This is a genomic window from Chryseobacterium sp. FR048 (genome assembly GCF_056844665.1).
Window position 1 is genome coordinate 164,707 of sequence record NZ_JBXDSE010000001.1, and the last position, 24,572, is coordinate 189,278.

Sequence of the window (24,572 nt, forward strand, 5' to 3'; positions counted from 1 at the left end):
CTTAGCTCTTTTTAGTAGAATCTGATTCTATTTTTTTGATCTCTTTCAATTTGTCAGAAATCTTGATCACCGTATCCAGTTTGGAAGGCTTCAATGGAACTTCAGCCTGAGCCATATCCCATTTGATCACAAGGTTTCCTGAGTTTTCATCGGTAGGATTCAGGGTAATTTCAAACCACTCCTGTTTGTCTGCTAGTTGGTTTACTGGTACCGTAACGTCTACTACGTCCTGTTTAGGATCGTAGGTATAAGCACCCCATTGCTGGAAGTCTTTGTTCAGAATAACTTTCCATTCCTTTTCTGTAGGAACGATGAATAGTCCGTATGTTCCTGCAGGAACTATTTTCCCGCCAAAACTAACAGCCTGCCCGAAGGTAATTTTTGTAGAAGAGTTCGCTCCCGCTCTCCAAACCTGTCCATAAGGAACCAGCTCTCCAAATATCTTACGTCCTTTCACTCCCGGTCTTCCGTAGTCGATCGAAATTTTGGACATTGAAAACTGCTGTTCCACTTTCTGACGCGGACTCGCTGCCGGTACAGAATAGTCCTGTGCAAAACTGAATGCTGAAACTGAGATGCAAACTGCTGCTAATAACTTTTTCACGTGTAAATTTTTGTTTAAAATTACAAAAATCAAAACGAAATAGCTTTCTCTACATTCAATATTTTTTTGTTTTCGATATTATTCTATCCGTAAATTGTTTTAGAAAAATTCTTTTTAGAATCTATGACTAACTGTTGAAGATTTTACTTTTCCTGATAGGTTTTCCTTTTCTAAGTTGTATTGAATGATAAACCGAAGGAACATCATTGGTCCATTCTTTCAGTATTAAAAGAATCGCAATAATTTCCGCTCTGGTCAGCAATCCGATCCAGAAGCAAAGGTTAAATAATACAACTGACTGACATTGTAAAATAACCTGAATAAGGGTTGCAAAAATTAATAATGTCCAGATCTTGGCTCCTATGGAATGAGTCGCTACCTCTTTTTTGAACTTTAAAAAACTGACGACATAAATCAGGCATTCTGCCCCTATAAGAATGATAAGTTTAGAGGCATTGGTATTGAAAAATTCTGGACACTGGATATAAGTGGCAACTCCAACCGAGATAAAGAAAACCTGATCAACGGTAGAATCCAGACGACGGATCTTCTGGGTTGAAATATTGAGATGTCTTGCTATAATTCCATCAAAAATATCTGTTAATAATCCAACTGATAAAAGAACAATAGCGATGGTTTGATAATATTCAATTTTAAGGATGCTTAGGGCAATCATGACAAAACCTATGACAAGCCTTGAAAAAATTAAGAGAACGGGAATTTTTGATTTCATAAATAAGCAGAATTCGGAAACTGTAAAAGGTTAATGATAAAGCAATTTCAAAAAAGGTTAGAATAAAATGGCTTTTTCCAGTTCCAGAAGCTTTTGTTTTCTCCAGATTCCGCCTGCGTAGCCTACCAATTCTCCATTTGAGCCTATCACACGGTGACACGGAATTAAAATGGCAATTTTATTGATTCCATTAGCTGTTCCTACCGCACGTATCGCCTTTGGATTGCCCAGGAGTTCTGATTGTTGTTTGTAAGTCCGTATTTCACCCATCGGAATTTCACGCAGCAACTGCCATACTTTTTCCTGGAATTCGGTTCCTGTGGTAAACAATGGAATATCGAAACGGCTTCTTTTTCCTTCAAAATATTCTTTCAGTTCTTCTTCCAGCTGTCTGAAGTGGGGATGCTCTTTTTCTACCATATCAGCTTTCAGAGCTTTGGACAGAGCTTTTAATTGCTTTTCAATAGTCTTACGGTCTGTGAATTCCAAAAGGCAAATGCCCTGGTCTACGGCACAAGCTACCATTTCCCCGAGTGGAGTTTGTATTGTTTTCTGATGTATTTCCATTGCATTTAAAATTAAACCTTGTAAGCTTTCTTACAAGGTTTAAATATATTATTTTTTTAGAGTTTAAAATCCAAAGGTTGCAGAAGTCTGGATAGGAATACCTCCGGGACCTTGAGGATAATGATAAGTAATTGTTGCAGGAAAACCATTGTTTTGATAGGTATATTCGAATTCAAATCCATACATAAGATTATGGCTTCCATTTGAATCTATCGAATACCTTTCCCATTTTACAATATTATTTTTTGAGATTTGAACATAATTATTCAGAAGATGAAGGTTAAATGCATATTCAGGTAATCCTAAGATCAGGCTTCTATCCATATTAAAGTTCGGATTGAGTTTCTGATCATATTCATACTTTGTAACAGCTTTTAACACAGAATTTTCATATTCTTCTATCTTGTTGACATTCTGATTAACAATATATATATGATTTGTCATTTTCAATTGTATATTATCCGACCAATCAACCTTGCCATATTGTTTCATTACAATCATATCAGATGATGGATACTCAAAGGTCGCATAAGGATCTATTAGCATATTATTATAAAGTGTTTCCGATTTTATAATTTTTCCACTGCTGTCATAAGACAGTTTTCTGCTTAGACTGAATGGGTATGGAATTCCCGGATATTTAAATTTATTTCCTTGGATATCGATTCTGGAAATCAAGCCATTTGTATAAGTTAGATTTTCTGTAAAATTACCATGGATGTCCCAAACCTTAACCAATTTATCCTGATTATATTCAAATTTAAAATCATATACATCAGCATATTTAGCCCCATCATTGTTTATATCCTCATCCACAACCTTAAGAGTCTGAAGTTTGGGTAAGGGAGGATCATTATTTGTTATTATATTTTCAAGATTATCTGAGTGGCCACATGATACAATGGAAAACAATAAAATTCCAAGCAGATATTTTTTCATATAAAGCTATTAGCCCCGCAAAACTATGAAAATTCTAATAGACTAAAGAGTTGAAGAAAATATTTTCTGAATCTGTAAAATATGTCTTTCATTATGATAAATCACAAAACGGAAGGTATCTCCCAGTTTCAGTCTGATCAGTTTTGAAATACTGATGCTGGTTTTTGTTTTTTCCAAATCAACGTGTTGGGCTTGGTCTAATAACTGAAGCATTTGTTTCTGCTGTTGAATGAATTGATCGATCACATTTTTGTGCAGTTCGCTGTGGATAGGATTCATTGTTTTAAGCGTTTTCATCCTATTCAGTTTCTCTTTTGGAAGCATACTTTTAGCAAAATAGTTTCCAAGAATTCCGGGTCTGAAATAAGACTGGGAAGTTTTTCCGGCTGAAGAGATATTGCGTTTTATTTCAGGAATATAAAAATCTCCATATCGGTTGAGGTGTTCCAGACATTCCAATGCACTCCAGCTGTCTTCGGAAACTCTGAAATTCAGCTCTGACTCTGATTTTACCGACAGTGTTTCAGCAAAGTATAAATGTTGTGTTGTTCTGTTTTTTAATTCATCCAATAATTCTGAAGTTAACATTTTCATTATTTTTTTATACAAATATCCTGATATGATGTTTCTTAAATCTTGACTGAACTCAAGATTTTTTGAGTCTTGACAGAGTTTCCGGTGACATTCTCAGATAATTGGCAATGTATTTATTGGGAACTTCCTGAAACAGTTTGGGACTTCGCTTCAAAACACGTTCATAACGTTCCGCAGGGGCATTGATCAGCAGGTCTTTTTCTCTTTCCAGCTGTTGAAGTACCAGATCTTCCAGGACGTTCATCCAAAATTTCATGGATTCTTCACCGGATTGGACAAATTCATAGAAATCTTTTTTGGAAGCCATTTTTACTGTAGTCTTTTTTATCGCCTGAATATAAAGATCCGAAGGTTTTCCGGAAAGAAAAGAATCCAGAGAAACAATAATGTTTCCGGTATATCCGAAACGGATGATTCTTTCCTCCTGATCATCGGTCATATAGATTCTTACACTCCCATTTTCTATAAAATAAATATGGGTATCCGTGCTTCCTGAGATCTTCAGAAATTCGTTTCTTCTGAACTCTTTTTTTTCCCAGTGAATCCCGCTTTGAAGCAATTTTTCTACCATTTCATTTTAGTATTTGCTATTCCAAAGATAATGGGTAATTTTAAAGGTTTAAACACTAATCACTAGAATGCTCAAAAAAACAGCCTTTTTTATGCTCCTTTCTGCCGGATTTTTTGGTACAAAGGCTCAGCAAAAGATTCCTTTCCGGATTACAAAACAGAATAACATCATTGTAAAAACTCTGGTCAACCAAAAAGACTCTCTTCATCTGATGTTTCAGATCGCAATGAAAGACTGCGCTATTTCCCCTGCCCGACAGCGAAAAGCAGATCATATTATTTTCAACAAAGAGGAAATCAGTGATGGTAATACAGTACAGATTGGAAAACTTACACTGAAAAATGTACGCTTTTTTGACAATGAGCTAAGCGGAAACGAGTCTGACGGAAAAATCGGGACCGGGCTTTTTGAAGGAAAGATGTTTAAAATAGACTATGACAACAACCAGTTTGTGATTTATGACCAGAAACCGGATCTGAAAGATTTCCAGCCTATTCAGACCATTTTTGATCATGATGCTTTTCATATTTCCGGAGATAATGTTATTGACGGAAACCGGCAGCAGGAAGAGTATTTTGCCCTTCAGTCCGGCTATTCGGGAGGAATTCTGTACAGTAACCGTTTTGCTGAAGAAAAAGAACTGGATACCAAACTGAAAGTAACAGGTGAAAAAACACTGAAAAATTCCAAAGGCCAGAGTCTGATCACAAAACAGGCTGTTCTTCCATTTTTTAAACTGGGCAATATCGTGTTTAAAGATCTCTCTGTAGGATTTTTCGCAGGTGATCTCAAGACACAGAATGTAAGCTATTTCGGAGCAGATATGCTTCGTCGGTTTATATGGATCTTTGATGCTGACAGAAAAATGGCCTACATCAAGCCAAGTAAATATTTCTCAGAACCTTATTACAAACTATAAAATAATTTAAAACAATATTAATGCAAAGAAAGCTTATGAAGATCAGAACATCCATATTGCTTCTATCCCTCCCACTGGCTATTATCAGCTGTAGTAAAGAAGAAAAGAAAGCGGCTGACAGTACAGCAAAACCCACGATTGATTCTATTAAAACAGCAAAAGTTGAAGACAAAATAGACTATACTCATTTTAATATCTATAATGTCTCCATGATGTCTTCTGCGCAGAACAATGAACTGGCAGATGTATTTATCTCCGTATCAGACCTCTATAATGAACCTCAGTCTATACAGGAAGACCTTTTTAAAAAACAAAAAACTGTTCCTTTTGATCAGATGCAGTGTCTGGAGCTGGATCCGGCACACAGAAAGAAAATGCTGAATGGTCTTCATCTTGCTGAAAATGACTCTTTGTTCCTTTACAATTATGAATTCAACAAGCTTCAGAAAATACCGTTAAATAAGCTGAAAGCCGTTGCCTATTTAAGTCCTTATACCACGGAAGGGGAAGATCTGGACGCTTCTTACTATATGCTTGGATTCCAGCTTGCCACCAAACAAAACAATGAGGTCTATGACCAATATAATAATGCCGTGGCTTATTTCGGGAATAAAAATCCATTCGTTGAAGGTAAAATGAAAGCCATCCCATGGAAAAAAGCGGCTGCTGATATTTCAAAAAAGTATTTTACCCAATCGAAGCTGAAATTCGGGAAAACCTACCAGGCTCAATATGAAAAACTGAACTATTATCTGCAGGATTATCTTGAAGAAGAAATGGTCATGGAGCGTAAACTGGTTGTCATCAACGATCACAATGAGAAAATATTTGAAAAAACATATACAACAGCAGGAAGTGACGGTGCAGAATTTTCTCCGCTTAACGCAATAGAAACCGATGGGGCCAATGCTATTCAGTGGACCGGCTATCTTTTCAAAGGAAAACCGCCTGTAGCTTTTGGATTCCTAACTCAATCTTTCGGGTGCCCTGCGATCACATTTTTGGATAAGAAAGAGAAAGAGCTTACGATTAATTGTGATAACAGGCATTAATCTTTCAAACTGAATAGTCTTACGCAAACCTTGCGAGATAAAAAAATACTTCAAAAAGCAAATCTGTGAATATGCAGATTTGCTTTTTTATTTACAGAAGCCTAATAAACACCATTTTATCATCAAGTTTTAATTTATTTTTTTTAATTTGCATTTAATAAGTACACTTACTATATTTGCGCATATAAAATATTATTATGTGGAAAAAATCATATTCGGTACTGACTCAGGAAGTTTCCAAAGAGCAAATCTGGAAATTAACGACCCATATCGATCATTGGAAAGATTGGGATGATACTGTTGAGTATTCAAAGCTATTGGGAGAGTTCAAAGAGGGATCTTTCTTTATTTTAAAACCCAAGGGAGGTCCAAAAGTCAAAATAAAATTGGTTGAAGTCATTCCATTTCAGAAATTTACAGATCTGACTTCTTTTCCATTCGCGAAAATGTATGGTGAGCATACTTATGAAGAGACAAAAAATGGTTTAAAAATCACCATTACTATGACTGTTACAGGTTTATTATCGAGGCTTTGGATCAAATTAGTCGCGCAGGATATTGTAGAAAATCTTCCGGAAGATATTGCCAATCAAATTAAAAATGCAAAAAAATTATGATACAATACTGGATGGCCTCTGTTTCTAAAGAACATGCTGAACGTGGTGTGGAAGGCAAATTTATACAGGTTTGTCATGGAAAAAAAACGCCCTTGCAAAAAATGAAAAAAGGAGATTATATTATTGTTTATTCCTCCAAAACAACAATGAGCAGCTCGGAAAAACTGCAGGCTTTTACTGCAATTGGAAAAGTTATGGATGATGACATTTATTCTTTTCAAATGACAGAAACTTTTATTCCGTTCAGAAGAAATATTGAGTTTTATGATTGTAAAGAATGTTCTATTATTCCACTGATTGATCAGCTTGATTTTATTGAGAATAAAAAGTTCTGGGGTTACCCTTTTCGGTACGGGCATTTTGAAATTTCCGAAAAAGATTTTAAATTAATCGCTTCAAAAATGTTCTAAATGAGTAAGGATAATACATTCAGTGTAGAGAAAGCCGAGGACAGTTCGGGATTTTTATTATGGCAGGTTACCAATCTTTGGCAAAGGGAAATCAAGAAAGCTTTACTGCCTTTTGACCTTACTCATTCACAATTTGTTATTCTGGCCAGCACTCATTGGCTGTCTATTCAGAAAACCGAAGCTACTCAAATCATTCTTTCTCAGCACACTAAGATTGATCCCATGACGACTTCGCAGGTATTGAGAGCATTACAAAAGAAGGAATTTATCAGTCGAAAAGAGCATATCACAGACACAAGAGCTAAGACTATTGAAATAACAAAACATGGAAAAGAAACGATAAAAAAAGCTGTTATTGCTGTTGAAGCTTTTGATCGTGAATTCTTTTCAAAGCTTGATAGCCCTCAACAGGAGTTCAACAGGAATCTGCAAAGTTTATTAAAGCATCAATAAAATAAAGGTCTATATAAAAAATGGGGTACATTGAACACTTGTCAATCTACCCCATTTTATCAATTATTTAACTTTAGGATAAAGCTTGTCTTTCTGCTTCATAAAATAAGCTTCAGGTTCTTTGAAATCATTGCTTTTCATAAATTTAAGAACAACGTTCAGATAGGTTTCTGAAGGAATGAATTCTGCCCCCATTTTATCAGAAAACCTTTTATAATCTTCTTCAAGCAGTTTGGGGTTTTTAGCCAGCTGTTTTATATCGGTTCTAAAGCCTTTAAATATAAACTTCAGAGCTTCATAATTTCCCGGATAGGAAACCGTTCCATGCACTTCACCCTCGAAAAAGCGGTGCCTGTAGTTCAATGAGCCGCTTTTCTCAACAATTCCTTTGAACTCTTCAATAGCCTGCGTCATATCGGAATTCCAGTTTTTCTGCTGTTCTTCGTTGTCTGCCTGAGAAACATACAACGATTTTTTTGCGGGAAATGATTTATTCTTTTCCAGATAATCCGTGGTCTTTGAGATCAGAACCTTATTGTCCCACCAAAGACTGGGATCATTGGCTACATACGCATTGAAATATTCCGGATGGGTAAGAAAGGTATTGATCGCAAATAATCCTCCGAAGGAATGCCCTACCAGAACAGAATAATTCTGTGTTCTGTAATTTTTCTCTATAAAAGGTTTCAATTCTTCCTGTATGAATTTTACAAAATTTTCACTGCCACCACTGTCTGCAAAAAGAGTAAGATTGGGATTTACGGGACTTTTCTTCTGGGATTTTGTAGGGGTAAGGTCTCTTGTTCTTTCTGTATTTTTAATGCCCACTACAATACATTCCGGAATATCTGCATAGGGAGCTTTTGATAGGAAATCGGTCATTCCTGCATAATATTCGAAATTGATTTCGCCGTCCAAAAGATAAATAACCGGATATTTTGCAGGATTGATGCTGCTGTCGTTATAGGTTTTGGGAAGATGTACCCAGATTTCTCTGTTTTCATTTAAAATTTTTGAAAATAAAGTCTGCTTCTCTCCTACTGTTATCTTCTCCTGCGCATTCGTCTTTGATGTAAAAACCAAAAGCAGGGAAAAGCATAAAAATTTAAACCAATTGTTCATGATGTCCTTCTTTTCGATGTTGATAAATATTTTTAATTTCTTTTGTCTTTTTTGATGATTTGTTTCTTCTCCCCCACCAGATCAGAAATCCGGTAATGGGAAGACTTGTACAGATGATGCCGACGATAAACGTGAAGATTTTTCCGAACATTCCACCCCAATACCCCACGTGAAGATCAAAATTCATATGCTCGATCACCTCATGCATCTGAACTTCCTTTGGATAATTGATTTCATTGCCTGTATATTTATTAACTTCTCTGCTTTTCCCATCGACAATACTTTTTAATCCAATAAACTTGGCAGCCACCACATTGTAGACAGTAGCAGAATCTTTTCTCGGTACACTCATTCTGATCTGCCGGGCTTCAGGGATTTCTTTAAAATTCCGATCGATAAAAGCGGTAAAAGGCAGTGCTTTTTTATCAGGATCAAACTTCGGTTCGTACTTTTCTGCAATGGCGTGGGCGTCTGCTACTCCACCGAATGCTTCCTGAGTAAGATCCGTCAATACTTTATAAGCCATGATAAGCCCCGTAATGGTAATGAATACTGCCGGCAATAATGAATAAAACCCAAACACATTGTGAAAATCATAATTTTTCCTGCGCCATTTTGTGCCGGATTTGATCTTAAATGCGGTTGTTCTTGTGGTTTTATTCCATTTTTTTGGCCACCAAAGGATCAAACCACCGATCAGCTGTATAAAGAAAATGATCGATGCCACTCCCACAACTGTTTTCCCAAATTTCCCTGCCAGGAGCTGGGCATGAATATGGGCCACCACATAGAAAAACTCATAGCTTTTGGTAGAGCCCATTACTTTTCCGGTGTAAGGATCCAGATAATGATAAGCAAAAACGCCTCTTGGACCTCTTCCCTTTCCCTTAGGTTTCTCTGCTTTTTCTGCATTTTTATCTTTGGGAGGCTTGGTGGCTGAGGCTACCCGGAAACTACGGTCTGCCTCTTTATAGGTATCGAAATAAAATGCTTTCCTGTCCGGAACCTGCTGATGAAATGTAGTGAGAAGCTCTTCGGGAGTCATTTTTTTTGCATGGGCAGGAACCTGTACGTATTTTGCGCTTCCGCCACACAGATCAATAATCTCGTCACAGAACACAAATACGGTCCCGGAAAGGGTTACGGTAAGAACAATGATTCCGGAAACAAGTCCGAGCCAGAGATGGAGCCATCCGGTGATTCTTTTGGTCAGGGATTTTCCCTGTTTTTTCTTTGGGTTAGTTTTTTTATTTTCCATATCTACATCTGAGGCTGTCAAAATGTATTAAGGTGGTTGGGAAAGAACAAAGAGGTAACAACTATTAATGTATTCTAATTACCTATAAAGACTCTGAGAGGCATTATTCTATAGTCTAAAATTTTATCTTGATAAACCAGATGTTTTTTATATAGCCACGAATGCACTAATAAAATAATTCTTGCATTCGTGGCAAAAACAAAATATCAGATGGTAGTCTTTGTCTTCATTTTTCCAACAGACTTTAGCTTAAGATTGGGACAGCCTATGTTTTGTTTTTAAAGGGTATTAGAATTTAAAGGCAAAATTGGCAAGAATCTCTCTTGGTTTCTGTGGCTGGCCGTAGAAGTTCCAGTACATCTGATTCAGAGCGTTATTCATCTTCAGACCGATTCTGTATTTCTTTTTATCATAGAAAACAGTAGCTCCTACAGTAGTGTAGGCCGGTGCAAGAAAATGATTGGTAATATTAATGTATGACTGATCTACAAAATTAAATCCTGCACCAAAGCCCAGCCCTTCATAAGCTCCATCCATAATTTTATAACTTGTCCATAGATTGGCTACATGTTTAGGAGTCCAGGCAATTCTTTTCCCACTGTCTTTGCTTCGGTCATTGTATTTATTATCATTGTAGCCGTAACCAGCCACAATATTCCAGCCTTTCAAAGGGTTAGCAATAATACCGATCTCTGCTCCCTGACTTTTAATATTCCCATCCTGAATGCTTCCTATTCCCCCCGGATCAGCAACCAGTCTGTTTTTAACATTAATGTTGTAGTAACTGATTGTGGTGAGTAATTTTTTATTAAAAAGATCCAATTTGAACCCTGCTTCTACCTGATTACCTTGCTCCGGATCCCATTTTGTAAGGACTCCCACTTCGTTAAGAGAGGGGGCGTAATTCTTGAATCCGTTGACGTAATTGGCAAAAAATGATATTTGATCTTTTACAATTTCATAGACTAACCCAAATTTTGGAGAAAACTGGGTCTGGCTATATCCGGCCACTTTATTTTCAGCATACCCATTTTTAGTGGATATTTCTACACCGTTAATAATTGTATCGTCATTTTTATAACTGTCTACTCTTAAACTTGCCATTACAAGAAGGTTGTCTGTAATATTCAAAACATCAGAAACATAAGCGCTCACTGTTCTGAATCTGGTAATATCCGACTCTGTAGATTTTCTGGCTGTATTTCTAAATTTATTTCTGGAAATAGGATCCCAGACTGAAGAGCTGTCAAGGTTTACTTTATCATAAGGCATAAAAACATTGCTGTAGCCATTAGAATCATAATAAGGGAACTGATATTTTGAGGTTTGCTGGAAGTAATCTATCCCTACGACCAGACGGTTTCTTAAGTTTCCTATTTTAAAATCCCCGATGAAATTCTGCTGAATATTATCGGTGGTTATTTTATAGCTGTCAAACGGACGGATCATTCTTTCCACCTGTTTGTCATTCAAATATCTGAGCACTAAAAAGATTGATTCGTTCTCATTAGCCTCCCCTCTTTGGTAAGATGTTCTGGAAGTCCATTGATCATTGAACTTATGGGTAACTTCAGCCATTGTTACAAAATTGGTTCTCTTTGAACCTATATCATTACTTGTAAATGCTCTCTTGTACGCCACTTCCAGGTCCTTCATAGAATGATAGCTTAGCTTTTCTGAATTTCTTACATAGGCATTCAGCGTTTTTTCCGGTGCATGAAACTCGGTATCCAATGTTACCGTTGTCTTGTCACTTACTTTATAAAGCACACTTCCTGAGAAGAATAATCCTTTATTGTAGCCCGCATCCTGAAATGAATCCTGAGAATAAGCCGCCACATTGAATCTTGCCAGAGCTGTTTTTTCTTTATTCAAAGGAGTGTTTACATCAGCCGTGACCCTGTTCATTCCCCAGCTTCCGGTGGTATAATTAACAATTCCGCCGAAGTTTTCCTGTGGTTTTTTGGTCACTACATTCACCACTCCGCCATAGTTCGCCATAGTTCCGCCAAATAAGGTTCCTGACGGCCCTTTGATCACTTCTACTCTTTCAATATTGGCAATTTCTGACTGTACTCTTGGATTTTGAACCAATCCGTTTCTGAAAGTAGCATTTGAGCTGAATCCTCTCATGAAAATATCATTCCCGCTGTCATTTACACTGTTGTTAACCACTACTCCCGGAGCTGAAGCCATCGCAGTATTGAAATCTATGGCACTCATTTCACTGATGATCTCTTTAGGAACAAGGTTGTATACCGTGGGATTTTCAAGGTTTTCAAGCGGGAGTCTTGCGATGGATTCTGATTTTTTGGTTCTGTAGTTGTGGGTTCCCTGTAGGGATACCGACTGAATTTCGGAGACTTTAATTGTATCTGTCTCCTGTGCACTTAGCATGGTTACTGCCAGTAAAGATGCAGAAATAATAGTTTTTTTCATTTTTATAATTAAGCTTAGTGGAGGCTAAATTACTTTATTTTTATTAATTCTAAATAAAAACATGATGGAAATCATAAAATATCCTCTTCAAAACAGCCCATCAATAAAGGGTTTCCGAATATCGAAAACCCTGACTGGTGAAGTATTTTAACTTACATTCAGAAGAATGAAAATATTTTATCTAAAGATTAGCAATAGTAAATAATGATTGAATAATTAAGAAATCTACCAATTGTATGATTCATTTTCAGACTAAGATTTTAAGGTATAAATCAATGATTGTATTCATTTAAATATTTCTGAAGAATCCCAAGGCAGAATTCTAAAAAATTGTTCTGCTTTTCTAAACAACAGCGATCATTGACATATAATAATTTGCACAGTGTAACGAATTGAGCAGCAAAATCTCTTTATTGGAAAGGACTTCAAAGCTTTCGGACGTGATGATCTGGTATTCATAATTCAATGTACTCCATTTCAGATGAGGCTTCATGACGAAAAGCTCGGTTCCTTGCTGATCGGTAAGGACAAATGAATCTTTAAAGATCCCTCTGTGCTTAAAAAGAAAACCATCTTTTACTCCATCGAAATAGGTCTGTATTACAATTTCCCCATTCCAGTTCATACGGAATTTAAGCAAAACTCTTTCATGATCTTTAAGTTCTATGGTGGTTCCCCAAAAGCCTTTGGGTTCAACTTTATAAGAATGACCTAAAGTCACCATTTCAGCATTAAAGCTAAACCAATTGGTATAGATAAGCTCTCCGATTGACTGGTCTTCCTTCTCCACTTCAAAAGATAAAGAATTGTTTGATTTTGCGTAATATTCTGCCATGGTTACTGTTTAGTTTGCTGAAGATACTATCCGTTTTTATAGGTTCTACAGCTTTCATTTATAACGCTCTAATTTATAAATAATTCCGCAAAAAAATAACAGCTTTTAAAATCCGTTTTTTATCTGCCAATTTCCGGAAGATCTATAAGGACTGAAAAACCATTTTTATCCATAATCAGGTTCTTATGTTTTATTTCTTCTGAATAGAAATACAGGAAACATATCTTTTATCCACCACTGTTATAATTCAAAACAAAAAACAACACAACCTTCTCAAAAACTGCAACTTAAAACAAAGACCACCTTATAAGATGGAGCGCTCAGCATCCACAGCTCCATTACTTTTGCCTTGTCAACATGAAAAAATACTATCGATAAAAACCTCATCCAAATGAAAATATCTGTTATCACATGCCTTAGTATGTTTCTATTTTTTTTAACCGCCTGCCGGGAGGAAGAATTTGATCAGAAGAATGTAAGGGAATTCAGTTTTACCTCTTCGGTTAATGGGAGTACTTATCCTATCAAAGTAGCACTTCCGAAAAACTACTCTACAAATTCAAAATATAAAACACTGTATGTTTTGGATTCAAACTGGGATTTTAATTTTGTCGCTCAGGAGGTTCAGAAACAATCCGAAGAATTCCAGCGTTATGATATTCTGGTTGTAGGTATCGGCTGGGGGAATGACAGGTTGGACGATTATCTGCCTGTTCCTTATAAAAACCATGCTGGCCGGGCTGATGAGTTCGTGAAAGTTATTCATGATGAATTGATCCCCAGACTGGAAAAAGATTATCAGGCAACTCCTTTCCGTGAAGACCGGGCCATCTTAGGACACTCTGCCGGGGGATTACTGGGCTCATATTGCTTTACCAATTATCCTGAAATCTTTGGAAATTATCTTTGCCTGAGCCCTTCACTTTGGGTGGGAAATCAGGTGGTACTCATCAACGAAAAAAAAAACAGGGCCGGAAACCAGTCCAGAAGTGGTAGGTTCTTTCTAGCTGCAGGGGAACTGGAAGAAGGGGGAATGCTTCCTCCTATAGAAGCTTTTCGTTTGATCCTTAACCAGCATTATAACGGATTTTATCAAGGTTATAATCTGGCAGGAGGACTGGATCATCTGGGTTCTAAAAAGGCTAATATCCGAAAAGCAATCTCTTTTTATTTTCATCAACTTTAATCTTTTATATGCGTTTATTATTGATTTGTCTTTATACGTTTATTGGTGTACAGCTACAGGCACAGGATACCATCAGGCAGAAAAAGGTGCTTGAAATAAAACCGGCTATTGGTGCTACAGGAAGTCCTGTAAAAACTACAGTATCAGTCATGATGCTGCATCCGTTGAATTCCAGGTTTTCCGTAGTCTCCCATTCTATGATCAGTTTTTCGCTGTTCAGAAATTCCCTTGATGAATACATCAAAACTCATTACAATTATTCTCTGTCTCAAAAATTAGGAATTGGGTATTCTCTGTACGGAAAAAAAGGAAAAAGCCGGCATACCCTATTAGCTCTGGGCGGTATCAGGCATATTGCATTTAAAGAAACGCTTCAGAATCCGGATCTGGAACAGATAAGCATCAGTACTCACAGTACCGTCGGTGATTATGGACTGATGTATGAGTTTTCAGTGGGAAAAAAGAGATATACATTTGACACCAGATTGTATCTTCCTTTTAGCCCCATCCGTTATTATCCGCAGGGAACATTGACCAACCTGATTTATCTGGAAGTGGGAATTGGCATCAGGCTCTACAAATAAAAAGGAATTGGCTATCAAACGAATAGAATTTTATTGAGTATGAATAAGAAAAAAGAGATAACAGACTGATTATTTGTTATTTTTACTTTTTTGATTTGTTATGGTAATGGCAATAGGCTGGGAACTTATTTACATAGGCGGGATTTCAATATCATTATTCCTTTTTATTATATTGATCAGTAAACAGCATAAAAGCATTGCTGACAGGATTCTCTGTACCTGGTTCTTTTTTGCTTTGGTTCACTTGCTATTTATTGCAGGGTATGCATCCGGAACGATCTATAGAATACCTCTGCTATTGGGATGGGAGTTACCACTTCCTTTTCTCCATGGCCCTTTTCTCTATTTGTATATTTTATTTCTAAGTGGCCAGCAAAGTAACGCAAGACCTTATTGGGCTCATTTTATTCCTGCTGTAGCTGTAGCTATACTCCTTGCTTTTATACTTCCGGGAGTTCAGTTTAGTTCCTTATCCACCCAATCGTTCAAACCTTTATTTCAGGGTATGGTGGCTGCCATTATGATTTCAGGTGTAGCTTATGTGGCGGGATCGCTCGTTCTGTTACGAAGACATCGGCACAACATTGTGGGCCAGTTTTCCAATACAGACAAGATTACTCTTAACTGGATGCAATATCTTATCTCAGGAATGGGCTTCATCTGGATTGTCGTCATTTTTATACAATCGGTACAGGTTCTGTATGTTGCTATTGCCTTATTTATTTTTTTCATAGGATATTTCGGTATTCGCCAGGTCGGTATTTTTTCTAATGCACTATCGGCCCATGAAGTGATTCATCCTATTGTACTTGAAACTGATATTTCGCCAACAGCTACTGTTATTCCTGAAGCGATTGATCCTATAAAATATGAAAAAACAAAGCTGGAAGACACCAAAGCTTTTGAAATTCAGGCTGAACTTACTCTATTAATGAAGGAAAAAGAATGTTATAAAGATCCTGAGCTTACTTTAGGGGATCTTGCCAGGATACTGAATATACAACCCGGCATCCTCTCTCAGGTCATTAATTCAAAGGAAGGGAAAAATTTTTATGACTATATCAATACTTTGAGGGCTGAGGCTTTCAAACAATTACTTTTACAGCCCGAAAGCAGACAGTACACCTTATTGGCTCTTGCTTTTGAATGTGGATTCAATTCTAAAACAAGCTTTAACCGGAATTTTAAAAAAATTACAGGAATGTCTCCCAGCCAATATGCCAAAAAACTAAATATCGATGCTTCACCTGAAGATGAACTATAATAATTGATTTAAGGATCATATTCCTTCCTCAATATTACTTTCATTTTCTTCATACTTATGCATCTCCCGTTCAAAGCGTTCGTATTCAGTAAAACCCTGCTTTATGTTTTTACCTCCTTTATGAGGATACTGAATATAATCTTCCGGAGGTTTTGGTAATTTACTCTCGCATTCTTTTGAGCATAAGTTAGCCAGCAATGGCAATACATCAGTCCCCACCCATAATGAAATCCAAAGCTGATTGGTTTGTTCATAGGTCATACTTTTTCCGCAAACACTACAATCCACCGTATCTCCGAAATACCGGACCGGATTATCTTCTAACGACGGAAATGCCATCCTGTTTTTTTTATTTCCGTATAATGCTCTTGTACTCACTGTACTGCTTATAAGCTTGCTGCATTTTGTAATTTCGTAAGGATACCAGTGCAGATCATACGAGGTATAGGGTATGAAATTTTCAAGTGCCTCCATTTCTCCAATCTGTGGCGGAAGCTGCCTGATCTTACTCCCATAGATCGCGAGCTTTTTTACATTTTTCAGATTTGATATGGTTTCCGGCAAGGTATGAATCTGGGAAAACAGCTCATATCCTAATTCTTCTGCGGGGCAAAAATCCGTCCGGTTTTCTTCCTCCACTTTATCTACATAATCACAGAGTTTCTGCCAGGCCACAGAGCTTCTGTCCTGTACATCATTTTCGATTTTGGGTATCTTTTTATCCATGATTCTTCTTCAGCCTCTGATTATTTTATTTTTTTCCAGTCTCTGTCATACAGTTTCTTCAGCTTATCTTTCAGCTCAGCCCCGAACACTTCTTTTGGGGATTCAGCATGGTCTAAAATGACTTCAAAGGTTGAAATTTCATCCATATCATCAAATTCATTGTTTTTGTTGCTGTCCTTTGTCGCCGTCATCACTACCTTATTGGAAGCCTGAATATATTTCCAGGTATTCACTGCATAATTGGCCGGAGAGATCTGTCTCAGATTTTTTCCGGATTTATCAGAAACAAACAGATAGGCAGGATCTTTATCGTTAAGTAATCGATCTTTATTATAATCCTGGCTTCTCATCATATAAAAAATATGATCTGTTTTTTTGGAAGAGCTCACCCCTTCTTCGGTATTATAATTATAGTTATAGTCCAGGATAAGAACTTTCTTATCTGTTAGCAGATGGTATTCGTTGGTATTTGAATTCAAAAATATAATGTTCCAAAATCCATTATCAGGCATTTTTTTATAGGAATAGTCTCTGTCTTCTGTAGGATTTTGCCCCATTTGGAGAGGAAACATCAGGATCCCGGTACTATCGATCTCCGTAAAAGCACTGGTCTGAATATTTAAATTTTCAATGGTAGCAGGATCTGACTCGGTGTTTGACGAGCTTTCAAAACTTTCAAAGCTTTCATTTTTCTTGCTGCACGAAAACAGGAACAAAGTCAGGATTGAAAATAAGGCTATATTTTTCATGGAATGTTGTTTAATTTTAGTTTTATAGAAACCGAGAATAGTGTTGTACTGCCTGTTTTATTATTTAGTCTTCAGATATATCCCTTCAATAGTGGCGTTCATTCCAAATTGACCGCTACACACTCCATTGGTATATTGAACCAAAGCGAATCCTTTATAGAACTTCACTTTAAATTCACAATCGTCTGTATCTGCTAATTTATAAGTAAAATCGGTTGTTTTCAGACTGATGGTATCATCGTCTATCTGTGCAAGGTTTCTTGCCGGATCTCCGGTAACTGATGTAATTCCAAAAACGGCTTTGGAATCTAGTAATTTTTTAATTTCCAAATCTCCCTGATACCCTGCTTCACTATACTGATAATGATAATGCCCGAAAACATCGTCTAGTTTTGCTTCTGTTTCCATTGAAACGAGTGCGGTATCTTTTTTTACAAGATTCAATGTCAGCTCTTTTCTCGTCTTTGGTGAGAACCAACTTCCTTTAAAAAGACAATCAGCCGGGCTTCCGGTAATGATCCCTGTTATATTTCCTGATTTTTCAAATTCGAGTATTCTGTAGCTGTTATCATCTTCAATAGTCCCTAAAAGCGTTATAGGCAATCTGTTTTTAGTGTTAAGGTAGGTAATTTCACCCACAATGACATTGCCATCCAGCTGATAATGGATAAACACAGGTACTTTCCCATTGAGAAATCCTTTCCAGGAAACTTCTTTCCCTTCCGGCCGCTTTACTGTTGCTGTTGCTGAATCTATTGTTTTTTCAGGAACCACAGGACTGGAAACCTTACTTTTTTGCTCAGGTTTACTACAGGAAATAATTGTTGATAACAGAATGTAAGCTAAATATTGGTATTTGATTTTCATGGTAGATCTATTGATGCTAATATACGGACTGAGTAACAATCTATAAAATTATTTTTGTTTCAATATATTATCTGCCAGATATGAAAGTCTCCAGGTACTCTCAGCCATGAAGCTTTACTTCTTATGTGAATTCAGAAATGCATGTCCTGGAGCCGGATATTGCTGATATTATGGTTCAACAAATTGTTCTGCCAGTTTACCAATCAGCCATGGTGCCGTATTATCTTCCTCTCCTTCATTAGTGTTATCTACATGGGTAAAATCCCAGGTACCATCTAAAAAATCGGCAGCGTGAACACTTTCATGAATTAATGTATTGACTGCAGTTTTTAAGTTATTGCTAAAACAGCGTCTATTAAGCTTTATCAAAGTGGCACTTACTGTTTTTGCATTCACGCAGGTTCTTGGCCTAAGTGGATTAAACCCCCAATATGTTTCTATCTGGATTTCCTGATTGGCTTCTCTAAGAATATCTGAAATCTGAGCAGGAGTCAATTTTGTATTGTCAAACTGAGGGATTTTTTTTATTTCTTCAAAAAATTCGGAATTGCTCAGAATTTCATTTGCTTTATCAACAGCAATCTTAATATGGGGTTCATCCCCTTTAAAAATAAGTTTCATGGTTTTCGTTTTTTTGTTCCAGGCTACTGACCGGTAAAAATCTACAGGACACTAACCTGGAAAGTTTAGAATATTTCCAGTTAATTCCAATTATTAAGGAACCTTTTCAAAAAGTTTTTCCCGTTTTCAGACAAAAATTTATCGACACATTGTACAAGATAGTCTTCGTCTATAGCCTCGGAATTTTTGTTTTTAAACGCCCGGATCTCCTTCAGAGGTTCCAGTCTTTTATCTACAATCGGCAAGTAAACAAGAAGATCGTTTCTAAGCTTGTCTAAATTTGTCACATCATCATAAGGATTAATAGGGTTTATAAGCCCGTCATAATCAGATCCTATGCAGATATGATCCCATGGACTGCGCTCTCCTACCCAGTTCATTTCTGAATATCCTAATCTCACAGCATAAAGGATATGGGCACAAAGCAGGTAGATATGTCTTACCTGGCGGTCTGTTTTCTCTTCGGTAATGAAGGCTTCTTTAAGATCAAAAGTTCCTTCTTTAAACCACTTACGCCATTCATAGAGAGGTATTGCTTCCGGATCTTTAAAATATTCAGGTCTGGAGCCGTCCAGCGTACTTTTAGCAGCTCCCAAAATGCGTTGGTCCATCGAGATTCCTATGAGTCCGTTGCTTTTCATGATTTCCAGAATTTCTTCATCAAACAGATTGATGGTCCATGGATTGGCAAATAATTTATTATTCAAAAGAAAATCCGTTTTACCTATCGGTCTGTTTTTAGACTGAATTTCACAAATCGTTTTACCCTGAACGTATCTGAAACCAGAACGATAGTTTTTCTGTTCTAAAAAGTCTTTTATAGAGGAAAATGTAAATCCGGTATGAGAAGAAATAATTGGTAAACGGAGTGTTTCCGGATGTTCTGTTCCCAGTTCTTCGCGGAACTGATAAAATTTGTGTCGGGAAAAAACACTCATATGTTTAATATCAATAAGGGAAGGATGTGAATGAAGGAATACTGTACGAATAAAGCTTTTCCCTTTATCTGAAATTCCAAAGCCTGACTTGGGGATAAAGTCTTCGCTTCGAAAGGCTATTTGGGCAGTTCCGTTTAAAGCCTGTGCAAAACCACACATATGCTGTTCAGGAATTTCGCTGAGGTGTACAAGATTGATGCTGAAAAGATCTACATTCTCTTCATCATCCTGAATTTCACGATAACATTTTTCCGGATCTGTAGCTGCAGCGGTATCTCTTATTGTAGCATTCGAAAAATTATGTGCCCTTTCAACAGAAAATGCGAGATAGGTGTATTGCTGGTTGTCAAAAATATCCTCGCTAAGTGGTTTTTTGCGGCTGATAAATTTTATTTTGAAATCATTTTCAAGACTAGCATAATGGGATTGGTAATAATCTATTTCTTCTTTCAGCAGATCAAAATAAGTCGTTTCTCTGTTTTTTACCCGATCTATAAAATCCCAGTTGATAGGAAGTTTAGAGGAACTAAAGCCTTTAAAAAAACCATTTATGTTTTCTGCAAAGGCATATTCCATAGCCATAAGAGCCGTTACTCCGTACCCCAGCGGACTCTTTTTTACCATTGCCGGTGAAGACTGGCTGTCGAATGCATTGCCCATAAATTCATCGATGACACTCATCAATCCTTTTGTTTTAAAGTTTAAATGCAATGGAAGGCGGTCCGTATCTTTTCTGCTGATCAAATGTTTAAATAACAAATGAAAGTGAAAATCGAATATATTTTTCATAAAATGTTTCTTTAAGGGTGAAGGACTTTTTCTCTTATTGCATTGAATGTAGCAAGTGATTGATTTTCTTCAGGATCACTGATGCTTTCTCCGAGAGTTTTACTTTGCAAAGTATTACGATTGACCATTTTTTTTGCATGATCAGACATTTCATAACCTTCAAACTGAAAACTTTCTTCGCCTCTTATTCCTTGAATAATACTTCTCATGATTCCGTTCCAGAGCATCTTTAAGCTTTCTCCTACGGTTCTGAATCCCATAGCCACACGGCTTATATCTTCACCATCGTATGCATTATTTAGAGTGGAAACAGCCGGAAGCTTAGTTTTTAACAGTTTATCAATATCTAAAATTCCCGCTCCGAAATCATCAGGGGGAAGATTGTGCTTGGTTCTTGCCGAATCTTTAAGGCAAAATCTAAAGGCTTCCACAATCTGATACCCGTGATACGCTTTTAAGTCTTCTCTGTTTTTGTAAAGCCAAAGCACGGCTGCAGAAGAAACATGAGGAGCAGCATAGCTTGTACCATGTCCATAGGCCATTCCATAGCGGAACAAACCTGAATCTTGTTTTAAGGATTTGGGTACATATACATGCATTCCGGGTGCAGTAATATCTACAATTTTCCCCCGGCATGATCCTTTCCATTCTTTATCATCAGGATTGGATGCTGCAACAGCAATAGTTCCCGGATGTACGGCAGGCGCCACCACTTCTTTCACCTCGTTTCCAGCTGCGCAACACCATATAATTCCTTTTTCATATACTTTTTTTGCCAGATTATAAGTGGTCATCGTAGGTGGTAATCCCATACTTGTGGTAATCACTTTTGCCCCTGTTGCAATGGCTGCGTCAACAGCTTTTGCCAATTCTTCCTGTCTTCCTATAATCACCACATCCTGAGCAACCCGATAAGGGATAAGTTTCACCCCGTTTTGATTCAATAATCCGCAGTTACCATTTTCTTCAGCATCAGAATAGAGATTTCCAATGATAATACTACCTGTTCTTGTGCCATGACCTGCATTTGCCAGGGTGAATATTTTATGATTTTCTTCTTCTCTGGAGTTGTCGTCATCATCTACAAAATCATAGTCCTCAGTGAGATCAAATGCCCCGTAGTTTTTTGGATGATGGGAGTAGCCTGTATCAAACTGAACAATTTTTACTGATTTTCCGATAATGTCGGTGATACTGCCGTTATAATTCACGGCTTTCCAGTTCCATTGTCTGTACTCTACTTTAGATTTACCTTTTACATATTTACTGGATTGACTGTATAATTCCAGGAACCGCTTTTCATTGTTAAAATCTTTTGCCCCTGAACTTTCAAGAGCTTTAAACTCTTCATCATAGGTCACCTCCATATTGAGATAAATCTCACTGTCGTACTCTGCATGAAGGACTTCTTCTAATGAAAGTAATTCTCTGGCAAATTCGTTCGGGTTTTTGCCACCCGTAGATATATTCAATACGAATAATTCTTCTTCGTCCTCTTTTGCAGAAACCGGGGTAGCAAGAAAAAGACTGAAATCCTTGCCATAATTCAGGGTTAGTTCTGTTTCGAGATTATCAAAATTTTTCGGGCTATTTTTTGCCAGAATAATGAAAGGAAACTTTATTGAATCATCTACAGTATTTTCTTTATTTAAAGTCTTATCCTCAATTTCAGAAACAGGATCCTTCAGTTTCTGTGCTTCATTTCTTACTTCAGCAAGAGATACTTCCGGCTGATTTTTCATGACTTCTTTAAGTTCTTTTTTGATCTTATGAGTTCTTGTCAGAATTTCGTTTTTCTTAAGGTTGTGAGCCGGATCATCAAAATTTTTCTTTTCCAGCAACTCCAATATTCTGCTGATACGAATTCCGGCATTGGCCACCCATTCAATCTCATCATCCGGCGTACCTAAAGTGGCAACAGCTCCTGATTTTGTAAGAGGTCTTTTATTATTGTCCATTTTAGGCACCCCTGTCTGATGCAGCGCTACGATCTCATTGGTATCTAATGCCATCACCGGTGCACCAGAAGTCCCCGATAAAGAATCGGTCTCATAGATGATCTGATCCTTAGTTTCTGAAAAAAAAGAATTATTATTGAGTGAAGTCTTTTTGGGCTGACCGTTGGGATGCTGTATGATGATACATGTTCCGCCTTTATTTATTTTACCTGCATTGCCATCTATTTCCAAAGAAGGAATATCTGCAATCTTTTTTCCTTTGACATTAAGTTCTTCTAATGCAACCATCGTAAAGTCTAATCCGGAAAACTCATCTTCCGGTTTCTGTTGAATATCTGAAGTAAAGAAGAACGTTTCCGGTTCAGGTCTGAACTGGATAGGATTCAGGATCCTCCCTTCTTCGTCGACTTCATAGAAAAACTCAGCCTTAATGTTTTCACAGTCTTCTATACTGGAAATCACATGATTATTGGTCATTAAAATATTCCCATTGATTAAGAAACCTGTTCCAAGAGCTTGATTGTTATACAAAATTCTGCATACTGATCTGGAAACCTTAAGTATTGTTGAAAGTTTTACAATGTCTACAAGATCATTTCCGCCGATTATTTTTTCGATTCCCCTAGGGAAATTAATATTCTCACGGGCCATTCTAATGTCAAAACGCTTCTGATCATCCTCCAGATTGATGAGAGGATAATTTAAGGAACGTAATTCTTCAAGTTTATTGTGATCTTTGATAATCTGATCATACTGACCCGCCAACCTGTCAACAATGACCGCTTTTGTTTTCCCAGTATTTAAAAAATTAAACATAGTATAAGTTTTTAGGGTTATTTATTCAAAAACCAGAGAAACCGAAACCACGTCTGACTTACCATCAATAAGCTGTAAAGTATGTCATTAATCCATCAATAACCAACAGTTTCCCAGATAAGTATTCTTTAAAAAAAGCAATTAAAAATTACAAAAAAATGCTCAATAAGCTGTCATAAAAAACATTATTATTTCTCAGAATATTTTATCCGAAGTTATTATAAATGATCTTGCCAGGAAATGGCACTTTTGTGTGATTCCTGGTTTATATTTTTTGGAAGTCTGCCAGGAGAGATTCTGCCTATATTTCGTATTTGAAAAATAGGAATGTATTATGTTTTTAAACAAATTTGATCTTATTCTTTTCAAATAAGATTCAAGAATGTTCTCTCCTTATCGGCAAAAGGATTAAATGCTTTGATCTTTAAAAAACAGATATAATGATCTATTCTATTTTGTAAACATAATCATTACTGATCCACTTAGTTTTATTCTTCAACTCTCCAATATTAAAAATTTCCCCATCAATTTCAACATTTTTAATCCTATACCTCCATCTTCCGTTATAGCTTTTATCAATCCTTGTTGTCGAATTGGGCTGAATTTCTAAAATAACTGCAGAATCTCTCACTTCTATTTTTTCAAGGGATTTCGGATTTTTGAGTTTTTGAAAAGCCCGTGGAGACAATATTTTATTTTCATAATTAAACCCAAAGCTGTCAGGTTTATGATCAATTGCTTTTGAAACAGAGTAATTATAATTGATCTTTATTATTTTTTTGCTCCCGGTCAGGTTTTGAATGTAAAAATCTGTCGAATAAGAACATGCTGAAAACAGCAGAACAAAAATAAAACTTAAAAATCCTATTGTCATTGACTTTACACTCATTGTATTTTAGTTTAAGATGATTTTTATAAATTAATCTAAGTTTACTCCACATCAAGGATTATAATATCTTAG

Annotated in this window: 25 protein-coding genes; 8 read left to right on the top strand and 17 right to left on the bottom strand. The window is 36.7% G+C overall.

Annotated features, from left to right (window positions below):
- Position 1: 1 nt before the first annotated feature.
- The 6 genes from AC106K_RS00720 to AC106K_RS00745 form a co-directional block, all read right to left on the bottom strand.
- The gene (locus AC106K_RS00720; protein WP_047094900.1) at positions 2-604 is read right to left on the bottom strand and encodes a DUF2911 domain-containing protein; all 603 of its coding nucleotides are present in this window, start codon (positions 602-604) and stop codon (positions 2-4) included.
- A gap of 127 nt (positions 605-731) precedes the next feature.
- Positions 732-1,337, bottom strand: a complete 606-nt coding sequence (locus tag AC106K_RS00725) for a CDP-alcohol phosphatidyltransferase family protein (RefSeq protein ID WP_482442862.1) — start codon at positions 1,335-1,337, stop codon at positions 732-734.
- 57 nt (positions 1,338-1,394) lie between these two features.
- Positions 1,395-1,904 carry a methylated-DNA--[protein]-cysteine S-methyltransferase gene (locus tag AC106K_RS00730; RefSeq protein WP_482442864.1) on the bottom strand — a complete coding sequence of 170 codons (510 nt, stop codon included), beginning with the start codon at positions 1,902-1,904 and terminating at the stop codon, positions 1,395-1,397.
- A 63-nt stretch (positions 1,905-1,967) separates the two neighbouring features.
- The gene (locus AC106K_RS00735) at positions 1,968-2,843 is read right to left on the bottom strand and encodes a hypothetical protein (RefSeq protein WP_482442866.1); all 876 of its coding nucleotides are present in this window, start codon (positions 2,841-2,843) and stop codon (positions 1,968-1,970) included.
- A gap of 42 nt (positions 2,844-2,885) precedes the next feature.
- Positions 2,886-3,431 (bottom strand): DinB family protein, encoded by a 546-nt coding sequence (locus tag AC106K_RS00740; RefSeq protein ID WP_482442867.1) that lies wholly within the window; start codon positions 3,429-3,431, stop codon positions 2,886-2,888.
- A gap of 58 nt (positions 3,432-3,489) precedes the next feature.
- Positions 3,490-4,008 carry a Crp/Fnr family transcriptional regulator gene (locus AC106K_RS00745; RefSeq protein WP_482442869.1) on the bottom strand — a complete coding sequence of 173 codons (519 nt, stop codon included), beginning with the start codon at positions 4,006-4,008 and terminating at the stop codon, positions 3,490-3,492.
- Positions 4,009-4,075: 67 nt separating this feature from the next.
- Between AC106K_RS00745 and AC106K_RS00750 the strand changes: the two genes are divergently transcribed.
- The 5 genes from AC106K_RS00750 to AC106K_RS00770 all read left to right on the top strand — a co-directional run bounded on the left by AC106K_RS00750 (position 4,076) and on the right by AC106K_RS00770 (position 7,459).
- The gene (locus tag AC106K_RS00750) at positions 4,076-4,927 is read left to right on the top strand and encodes a hypothetical protein (protein ID WP_482442870.1); all 852 of its coding nucleotides are present in this window, start codon (positions 4,076-4,078) and stop codon (positions 4,925-4,927) included.
- Between the two features lie 20 nt (positions 4,928-4,947).
- Positions 4,948-5,979 carry a hypothetical protein gene (locus AC106K_RS00755; RefSeq protein ID WP_482442871.1) on the top strand — a complete coding sequence of 344 codons (1,032 nt, stop codon included), beginning with the start codon at positions 4,948-4,950 and terminating at the stop codon, positions 5,977-5,979.
- Between the two features lie 197 nt (positions 5,980-6,176).
- Entirely contained in the window at positions 6,177-6,596 is a 420-nt protein-coding gene (locus AC106K_RS00760; protein WP_482442873.1) for an SRPBCC family protein, read from the top strand.
- Positions 6,593-7,006: an EVE domain-containing protein gene (locus AC106K_RS00765; protein ID WP_482442875.1), complete on the top strand. Its 414-nt coding sequence runs from the start codon at positions 6,593-6,595 to the stop codon at positions 7,004-7,006. The genes AC106K_RS00760 and AC106K_RS00765 overlap by 4 nt, the downstream gene beginning before the upstream one ends.
- The gene (locus AC106K_RS00770) at positions 7,007-7,459 is read left to right on the top strand and encodes a MarR family winged helix-turn-helix transcriptional regulator (RefSeq protein ID WP_482442877.1); all 453 of its coding nucleotides are present in this window, start codon (positions 7,007-7,009) and stop codon (positions 7,457-7,459) included.
- A 63-nt stretch (positions 7,460-7,522) separates the two neighbouring features.
- Here the strand turns inward: AC106K_RS00770 and AC106K_RS00775 are convergent, their stop codons facing one another.
- The 4 genes from AC106K_RS00775 to AC106K_RS00790 form a co-directional block, all read right to left on the bottom strand.
- Positions 7,523-8,581 carry an alpha/beta hydrolase gene (locus AC106K_RS00775; RefSeq protein WP_482442879.1) on the bottom strand — a complete coding sequence of 353 codons (1,059 nt, stop codon included), beginning with the start codon at positions 8,579-8,581 and terminating at the stop codon, positions 7,523-7,525.
- Entirely contained in the window at positions 8,565-9,839 is a 1,275-nt protein-coding gene (locus tag AC106K_RS00780) for a PepSY-associated TM helix domain-containing protein (protein WP_482442881.1), read from the bottom strand. Before AC106K_RS00780 ends, AC106K_RS00775 begins: the two co-directional genes overlap by 17 nt.
- Positions 9,840-10,127: 288 nt before the next feature.
- Complete coding sequence (locus tag AC106K_RS00785; RefSeq protein WP_482442883.1) at positions 10,128-12,278, bottom strand: TonB-dependent siderophore receptor; 2,151 nt, start codon at positions 12,276-12,278, stop codon at positions 10,128-10,130.
- 343 nt (positions 12,279-12,621) lie between these two features.
- A complete protein-coding gene (locus tag AC106K_RS00790; RefSeq protein WP_482442885.1) occupies positions 12,622-13,113 on the bottom strand; it encodes a hypothetical protein in 492 nt (163 codons plus the stop codon).
- 391 nt (positions 13,114-13,504) lie between these two features.
- Here AC106K_RS00790 and AC106K_RS00795 point away from each other — a divergent pair, with 391 nt between their 5' ends.
- The 3 genes from AC106K_RS00795 (at position 13,505) to AC106K_RS00805 (ending at position 16,147) form a co-directional block, all read left to right on the top strand.
- Positions 13,505-14,299 (top strand): alpha/beta hydrolase, encoded by a 795-nt coding sequence (locus AC106K_RS00795; protein ID WP_482442886.1) that lies wholly within the window; start codon positions 13,505-13,507, stop codon positions 14,297-14,299.
- An 8-nt stretch (positions 14,300-14,307) separates the two neighbouring features.
- On the top strand, positions 14,308-14,883 hold the full coding sequence (locus AC106K_RS00800; protein WP_482442888.1) for a hypothetical protein: 576 nt from the start codon (positions 14,308-14,310) through the stop codon (positions 14,881-14,883).
- 106 nt (positions 14,884-14,989) lie between these two features.
- On the top strand, positions 14,990-16,147 hold the full coding sequence (locus AC106K_RS00805; protein WP_482442889.1) for an AraC family transcriptional regulator: 1,158 nt from the start codon (positions 14,990-14,992) through the stop codon (positions 16,145-16,147).
- Between the two features lie 15 nt (positions 16,148-16,162).
- Here the strand turns inward: AC106K_RS00805 and AC106K_RS00810 are convergent, their stop codons facing one another.
- The 7 genes from AC106K_RS00810 to AC106K_RS00840 form a co-directional block, all read right to left on the bottom strand.
- Positions 16,163-16,873 (bottom strand): hypothetical protein, encoded by a 711-nt coding sequence (locus AC106K_RS00810; RefSeq protein WP_482442891.1) that lies wholly within the window; start codon positions 16,871-16,873, stop codon positions 16,163-16,165.
- Between the two features lie 20 nt (positions 16,874-16,893).
- Positions 16,894-17,622 (bottom strand): hypothetical protein, encoded by a 729-nt coding sequence (locus tag AC106K_RS00815; RefSeq protein ID WP_482442892.1) that lies wholly within the window; start codon positions 17,620-17,622, stop codon positions 16,894-16,896.
- Between the two features lie 60 nt (positions 17,623-17,682).
- Entirely contained in the window at positions 17,683-18,489 is an 807-nt protein-coding gene (locus tag AC106K_RS00820) for a hypothetical protein (RefSeq protein ID WP_482442894.1), read from the bottom strand.
- A gap of 168 nt (positions 18,490-18,657) precedes the next feature.
- A complete protein-coding gene (locus tag AC106K_RS00825) occupies positions 18,658-19,110 on the bottom strand; it encodes a hypothetical protein (protein WP_482442895.1) in 453 nt (150 codons plus the stop codon).
- A gap of 80 nt (positions 19,111-19,190) precedes the next feature.
- Positions 19,191-20,837, bottom strand: a complete 1,647-nt coding sequence (locus AC106K_RS00830) for an amidohydrolase family protein (RefSeq protein WP_482442896.1) — start codon at positions 20,835-20,837, stop codon at positions 19,191-19,193.
- 11 nt (positions 20,838-20,848) lie between these two features.
- A complete protein-coding gene (locus tag AC106K_RS00835) occupies positions 20,849-23,611 on the bottom strand; it encodes a S8 family serine peptidase (RefSeq protein ID WP_482442898.1) in 2,763 nt (920 codons plus the stop codon).
- A 445-nt stretch (positions 23,612-24,056) separates the two neighbouring features.
- Positions 24,057-24,500, bottom strand: coding sequence for a hypothetical protein (locus AC106K_RS00840; protein ID WP_482442899.1), 444 nt, complete (start codon positions 24,498-24,500; stop codon positions 24,057-24,059).
- Positions 24,501-24,572 lie beyond the last annotated feature (72 nt).